7 protein-coding genes are annotated in these 6,834 nt (G+C 55.8%); 3 read left to right on the top strand and 4 right to left on the bottom strand.

Going from position 1 to position 6,834, the window contains the following annotated elements; genetic code table 11:
• The first annotated feature begins 70 nt into the window (after nucleotides 1-70).
• The 3 genes from ACOSYY_RS10590 to ACOSYY_RS10580 all read left to right on the top strand — a co-directional run bounded on the left by ACOSYY_RS10590 (nucleotide 71) and on the right by ACOSYY_RS10580 (nucleotide 3,200).
• A complete protein-coding gene (locus ACOSYY_RS10590; RefSeq protein ID WP_421662310.1) occupies nucleotides 71-2,473 on the top strand; it encodes a Tex family protein in 2,403 nt (800 codons plus the stop codon).
• A gap of 89 nt (nucleotides 2,474-2,562) precedes the next feature.
• Nucleotides 2,563-2,805 (top strand): AbrB/MazE/SpoVT family DNA-binding domain-containing protein, encoded by a 243-nt coding sequence (locus tag ACOSYY_RS10585; protein WP_421662309.1) that lies wholly within the window; start codon nucleotides 2,563-2,565, stop codon nucleotides 2,803-2,805.
• Nucleotides 2,805-3,200 (top strand): type II toxin-antitoxin system VapC family toxin, encoded by a 396-nt coding sequence (locus tag ACOSYY_RS10580; RefSeq protein WP_421662308.1) that lies wholly within the window; start codon nucleotides 2,805-2,807, stop codon nucleotides 3,198-3,200. Before ACOSYY_RS10585 ends, ACOSYY_RS10580 begins: the two co-directional genes overlap by 1 nt.
• Nucleotides 3,201-3,433: 233 nt before the next feature.
• Here the strand turns inward: ACOSYY_RS10580 and tenA are convergent, their stop codons facing one another.
• The 4 genes from tenA to ACOSYY_RS10560 form a co-directional block, all read right to left on the bottom strand.
• Nucleotides 3,434-4,102, bottom strand: a complete 669-nt coding sequence (gene tenA, locus ACOSYY_RS10575) for a thiaminase II (RefSeq protein ID WP_421662307.1) — start codon at nucleotides 4,100-4,102, stop codon at nucleotides 3,434-3,436.
• A 101-nt stretch (nucleotides 4,103-4,203) separates the two neighbouring features.
• Nucleotides 4,204-5,607 carry a Si-specific NAD(P)(+) transhydrogenase gene (gene sthA, locus ACOSYY_RS10570; protein WP_421662306.1) on the bottom strand — a complete coding sequence of 468 codons (1,404 nt, stop codon included), beginning with the start codon at nucleotides 5,605-5,607 and terminating at the stop codon, nucleotides 4,204-4,206.
• A gap of 72 nt (nucleotides 5,608-5,679) precedes the next feature.
• Nucleotides 5,680-6,339, bottom strand: a complete 660-nt coding sequence (gene tpx / locus ACOSYY_RS10565) for a thiol peroxidase (protein ID WP_421662304.1) — start codon at nucleotides 6,337-6,339, stop codon at nucleotides 5,680-5,682.
• A 57-nt stretch (nucleotides 6,340-6,396) separates the two neighbouring features.
• Nucleotides 6,397-6,834: alpha/beta fold hydrolase (locus ACOSYY_RS10560; protein WP_421662303.1), on the bottom strand; the 438-nt coding region annotated here is incomplete at its 5' end.

Below are 6,834 nucleotides of genomic sequence, written 5' to 3'. Positions count from 1 at the left end.
GGACTTTTTCAGCATCCTGTTAGAGAGCGCGGACTGCTGACGCGTTCGGAAACATAGGCGATTGATACCGATGACAATTGAAACGACTCAGACTTCAACGGAAGCGGTGCAGCTCAAAATTGTTCCGATCATTGCCAAGGAACTCGGCGTGGGAGCTCATCAAATTACTGCAGCGATAGCGCTGCTTGATGGCGGGGGCACCGTCCCTTTCATCGCGCGTTATCGTAAAGAGGCAACCGGCAACTTGGACGATACACAATTACGCACACTGGAAGATCGCCTGCGCTATTTGCGCGAATTGGAAGAGCGGCGCGCCGTCGTTCTCGCCTCGATTGAGGAGCAAGGCAAGCTCACGGATGTGCTGCGCGAGCGCATCGAGGCAGCCGCGACAAAGCAAGCTCTTGAAGACCTGTACCTGCCTTTCAAACCGAAGCGACGCACACGAGCACAGACCGCACGCGAAGCAGGGCTTGAGCCACTTGCCGATAGCCTGTTGGCCGATCCACTGCTGCACCCCGAGCAAGAAGCGTTCAAGTACATTCGCGTCGTGCCGGCCGCCGAAGGGGTGGATGCGATCAATGTGCCCGATGCCAAAACCGCATTGGAAGGGGCACGGGACATTCTGATGGAGCGGTTTGCCGAAACGGCCGACTTGCTGGCCACGCTGCGGGCGAGGCTGTGGAACGAAGGAGTCATGACCTCGACGGTGATGAAGGACAAGGAAACAGCCGAAGATGAGAAGTTCCGGGATTATTACGCTTATGCGGAACCCATCAAGGCCATTCCTTCGCATCGGGCTCTTGCGCTTTTCAGAGGCCGTGCGCTCGGGGTCTTGAAGTTGGAGTTGGGTTTGGGGGAAAAGCTTGAGGCGGTTGTCCCGCATCCCTGCGTCGCGATGATTGCGGCGCATGCCGGCATCGAAGACCGCGGTCGACCAGCAGACAAATGGTTGACAGGCGTCTGTGAGTGGACGTGGCGTGTAAAGATTCATCTGCAACTCAGTACGGAACTCTTGGTGCAATTGCGAGAAGCAGCCGAAGCCGAGGCGATCAAGATTTTCGCGAAGAATCTCCATGAATTGCTGTTGGCGGCGCCGGCCGGACCAAAAGTCATCCTTGGCCTAGATCCCGGTATTCGCACCGGGTGCAAAGTCGCGGTCGTCGATGCAACGGGAAAATTATTGGCAACCGAGACGATCTATCCGCACCAACCTCGCAACGACTGGCAGAGAGCCATGGAGATGCTAGTACGGCTGGTCGTCCACCATGGCGTGGAATTGATAGCAATCGGCAACGGGACGGCGAGCCGGGAGACGGATAAGCTGGCAGGCGAGGCGATTAAACAGGTGGCAGCACAGCACCCTGAACAGAAGGTGTCGAAAATCGTGGTCAGTGAAGCAGGAGCGTCGGTGTACTCGGCTTCGGCCTTTGCCGCGGCGGAGTTTCCTGAGTTGGATGTCAGCTTGCGAGGCGCGGTGTCCATTGCGCGGCGTGTGCAGGATCCATTGGCCGAGCTGGTTAAGATTGAGCCGAAGGCGATCGGAGTCGGACAATATCAGCATGATGTCGATCAGCGGGCCTTGTCGCGGTCGCTCGATGCCACGGTCGAAGATTGCGTGAATGCCGTCGGTGTGAACGTCAATACGGCGTCGGTGCCGTTGTTGGAGCGAGTCTCAGGTCTTAATAAGGCGCTGGCAAGAAATATTGTGGACTTTCGGAATGTGAACGGACCGTTCCCCAACCGTACTGCGATCCGCAGTGTGCCGCGTCTAGGTGAAAAAACCTTCGAGCAGGCGGCTGGATTCCTACGCATCCCGGACGGCGATAATCCCTTGGATCGGTCAGCCGTGCACCCAGAGGCCTATCCGGTGGTTGAACGTATTCTGGCACGATTGGGAACGGGGATTGCTGAAGTGATGCGTCAGCCGACGGTCTTGAGAGGGTTGTCGCAGACTGACTTTACCGATGAGAAGTTTGGTCTGCCGACGGTGCGGGACATTTTTACCGAGCTGGAAAAACCGGGTCGCGATCCTCGTCCTGAATTCAAGACGGCGACCTTCCGCGAAGGGGTCGAATCCCTGTCTGATTTACAGCCCGGCATGGTGTTGGAGGGAGTCGTGACGAACGTGGCGGCGTTCGGCGCCTTCGTCGATATCGGTGTGCATCAGGACGGGCTCGTGCACGTGTCGGCACTGGCCAATAAATTTATCAAGGATCCACACGAGGTGGTCAAACCGGGACAGGTGGTCAAGGTGAAGGTAATCGATGTCGATCTGAAACGCCAGCGTATTGCCTTGACCATGCGGCTGGAGGATGCCGCAAGCCGGCCGTCTGGTCAGACACAGCCTGCGGGCCAGGCAGGCCGTGACTCGCGCAGTCGTGGACCATCGGTACCAGGCCAGGCAACGGCACGAACTCCCCAGCCGATCAGCGCCATGGCGCTGGCCTTGGCCAAGGCGAGACAAAAGTCATAGTGAATATCGCTCTTAGTGTTGTACGTCGCATTGACAGCAATAATTCCTTACAGTACAGTAATACTCTCTGTTAAAAGAAAGGAATTGTTATGATTGTTACGCTGACCAGCAAGGGCCAAACGACCATCCCCAAGCCGATTCGAGACCATCTCGGCCTTCATGCAGGAGACCAACTTGATTTTGTCATTGAGCCGGATGGGCGTGTGACCCTACGCCCCGCCACCAGCGATGTGATGGATCTCGCAGGCCTCTTGCGACAAAAGAGTAAAAAGGCTCTCTCGCTTGAAGAGATGCAGCGGGGGGTTCTGAAAGGAGCCACCCGACACACCTGATGATCGCAATTGACACGAATGTGCTCGTACGGTTCCTCACGCAGGATGACCCCGACCAAACTCGCCGGGTGCAGCGGTGCTTTGCGACCGCAAAAGATCAGGATGAATCTCTGTTCCTCAATCACATCGTTCTCTGCGAATGTGTCTGGGTGCTAAGCTATAGTTATGGTTTCCCCAAAACTGCACTCGTCGATGTGTTGGATCGGCTTCTTGCCACCAAGCAGTTCGTCATCGAAGATAAACCATCGGTGTGGGCTGCTGTTGCTGACTACCGTGCCTCACAGGCCGATTTTGCGGATTGCCTCATCGGCATTAAAAATCGCAACGCGGGCTGTGAGACCACGGTCACGTTGGATCAGGGAACTGCAAAGCTCGCCACCTTTCATCGGCTGTAACTTCGTACGCCATCCTGGACCTCCTACCGCTCGGTGTTTGGCCTGGAGGATGAGACTATCGCCGTATTGGTCTAGCCTACGAACTCCACTGGGACACCGCTCGTTCGCTGTCTTTTTCCCAACTTAGTCATCTCTCTTAATCATCTCTTGAATTCTGCTACTTGTACCAGGTGTGAAGCTGCAGAAGGTGTATGATCCGAGCGAAGAGGGATTTGCCATGGCGAAATTAGTCATTACACCGGCCACTTCTCCTCCTTCCACGCCATGTCCCAGAACATCCACTCGTACCGTGAGCTGATGATGAAGGATTCTTCCATTCGTCGCAGTTCTTCTTTGCCGGCGGTCTTGGCCCAGTGATCGACCTTCTTTCTCATCCAAAGCTGCACTTCGGCGAACTCCGGCGACGCGTACAGCATCAGCCAATCGCGGTAAGGATGATTTTTAGCCGGCGGCCCCTTTCGCAACAAGTGTTGTCCGACGACACAGTAGACCCAGGCGCACGGGAGTGCGACGACCGTAATCTCTGCCGCCGTTCCGGAGGCGGCCACGGCCAGCATGTGTCTGGTATACGCGTAGTTCGTCGGAGCCATCGGCACGGATGTCATCTGTTTGGCCGTCAGCGACCATTTCTTTCCGTAGCTCTCATGCAGGCTCCGCTCCACGACAATGGTCTCGTCTGCCAGCTTGTTGAATCGCAAGGCCGTATCCGAATCAGGAGCTTTCAGTGCGGCGGCAGAAAACACACGCGCCAGATCGCCAAGGAAGCGGGCGTCCTGGAGAATGTAATATTTGAATTTATGTTCGGGCAGTGCGCCGTTACCGAGAGCCACGACAAAGGGATGTTTTAATTGAGCGTCCCAGACAGAAGAGGCGAGTTTGCGAAGATGGCTTGAAAATGACATTCAGTCCTCCATGAGACCCGGTGGGTGTTCGTGTTGAATTGCGAAGGTTGAGTTCAACGCACGGCGCGCAAAACTCGAACGTGTGGGAACAGTCCACGACATTATACGTACGGAATCCAATGCTTCGGCATCCGATTCAGGCCGTCGAGGGCGGCGACCTTGTAACATTCCGCCAACGTCGGGTAGTTGAAGACCGTATCGATAAAGTAATCGATCTTGCCGTGAAAGGCCATGACGGCCTGGCCGATGTGAATCAATTCCGTGGCTCCATCGCCAATGACATGCACGCCCAGCAGATGCCTGGTGTGTCGATGAAAAAGTATTTTCAACATGCCGGTTTCATCGCCGATGAGTTGTCCGCGGGCGATTTCTCTATAGCGGGCGATGCCGACTCCATAGGGTATCTCCGCCTGTTTGAGCTCTTCCTCGCTCCGACCCACTATGGAAATTTCTGGAATGGCATAGATGCCGTAGGGGAGGAGCGACGTGTCGGTACGATCCGGATGGCCGAAAGCATGGCAAGCGGCGTGGCGACCCTGTTGCATTGAGGTCGATGCAAGGGCCGGAAAGCCGACGACGTCGCCGACCGCATAGATGTGCGGAATCGCCGTTTGGAAGTGTTCGTTGACGGTCAAGCGACCTCGCTCATCTGACTTGAGTTCGATGGCTTGGAGATTCAGCGATTGAGTCGAGCCGACGCGCCCGATCGCATACATGAGTGTCGAGGCTTGAACCGGCCGATTGTGGCGAAGGGACACGTGGATGGACTTTCCCCATTCTTTCGTGATCGCGAGGACTTCTTCATTGTGATACAGCGTCACTCCCAGGTCTTTCATCCGCTGTTGGAGCGTGTCAATAATCTCAGCGTCGACAAACTCCAACAGCCGCGGCCGCTTATCGATGAGAGTGACCGGGATTCCCAAGGCGGCGAGAACCGAAGCGTACTCCGTTCCAATCACACCGCCTCCGACGATGACGATCGAGGAGGGAATGCGTTTCAAGCTCAGCAGTCCATCCGTATCGATGATCGTTTTGCCGTCGAACGGAACGTCCGAGGGCCTGGCAGGTTCTGTCCCTACGGCGATAACAATAAAATCCGCCGTCAGTTCAAGCGCTTCCTGATCCCCTTGAATGCGCAAGCGATGCGGATCGAGAAAGCCGGCTGAACCGAAAAACATATCGACCTGATTGCGAGCCATTTGACTCTGCACGGTCTGGATCTCGTGTTTGATGACATGGTTCGCACGGAAGGCAAGGTCTTCGATCGTGATCTTCTTTTTTAGTCGGTACGCTCCCCCGTAGATGTTGCGTTGACGAAACCCGGAGAGGTAGAGCACCGCCTCGCGGAGGGATTTGCTCGGAATGGTCCCGGTATTGATGCAGACGCCACCGACGACCGTCTTTCGCTCAATGACGCCCACCTTCTTGTTGAGCTTGGCTGCTTGGATGGCAGCCTTTTGGCCGGCGGGTCCGGTGCCGATGACGAGTAGATCGTAATGAGCCATGGATTTCGCGAAAGTCGAGGCTGAGGTTGAGTTCAAGTGTTCGGGGGCCGCTGTCCTTCACCTGTCTTCATCTCAGCTTTCCGTGATCAATTGACGAGCAAATTGTAGGGCCTCGTCCATATCCGGCAGTTGAGAGAGCTCCGGAGTGATTTGGAGATAGCGAATGGTGTTCGTCTTGTCGACGACCATGACCGCTCTCGTCAAAATGTTCGGACCTTCCAAGAAGAGACCATGGCTCTTTCCGAATTCGGCTCCCCGATAGTCGGATAAGAAGGTAATATTGGCGATGTTGGCGTCTTCGGCAAACCGTTTTTGGGCGAAGGGCGTGTCGACGCTCACAGTGATGAGTTCAATCATTTTATCGAGGCCCTTGCTCCGCTCGCTCAGATGATGAGTCTGTTGCTCGCACACAGGGGTATCGAGGGAAGGAACCACACTGATGATGCGCACCTTCCCGGCGCCTTTGGTCTGCGCGATGTTCACGAGGGATAAGTCATTCTGCGCCACCTTCACGTCGCGCAATGCGTCGCCGACTTTCACTCCATTGCCTGTGAGTGTCAGTGGGTTGCCTTTGAACAGGACCTTGTTGCCGTCGCCTGCGACGGCACTCCCATCAGCCACCGGTATATTCTTGTAGGAAAATCCGGCGCCGGTTGATTTTCCCATCGTCTGACATCCGACGAGGCCAAGCGAAAAGCACAGTGCGGTGCCGAGGAAAACCGAATATCTCATCCGCATCGTAAGCTCCTTTCTGAAGATAATAAGTGGGTGATCCAGTCAAGCGATCATTCAGGGCGATGATTGAATATACGCGATCAACGATCGGTTGACCAGATCGGGCCGTTCCCACTGGGGCATATGACCGGCATCCGGAACCTTCACGAACGTTGATCCTCGGATTCTGTGGTGAAGTTCTTCGCCCACAGCCGTGGGGAACAGCCGGTCGTATTCACCCCAGATGATCATGGTCTGGTGCGTGATGCCGCTCAGGCGGGGAGCGAAATCGGTTTCCCAAGAGGGGAGGGCGTTTCTCACCGCCATGATGGGTTTCATGATACCGGGGCGTCGGCGATTATGGTTGGACCGTTCGATAACGGCGGGCGTGAGGAGGCGGTGGTCATGCACAATTTCCTTTAAGACCGACTCAGTGACCAGCCCGCCGAATAGCCAGTTACCGAAGGAGACCAGCCAGAAAGGGGCTCGAGATTCCAACGCTTGCCTGAAAGA

The organism is Nitrospira sp. BLG_2 (genome assembly GCF_049222245.1).
Note: the sequence above shows the minus strand (reverse complement) of the source record. Positions and strands in the feature narration are given on the sequence as shown.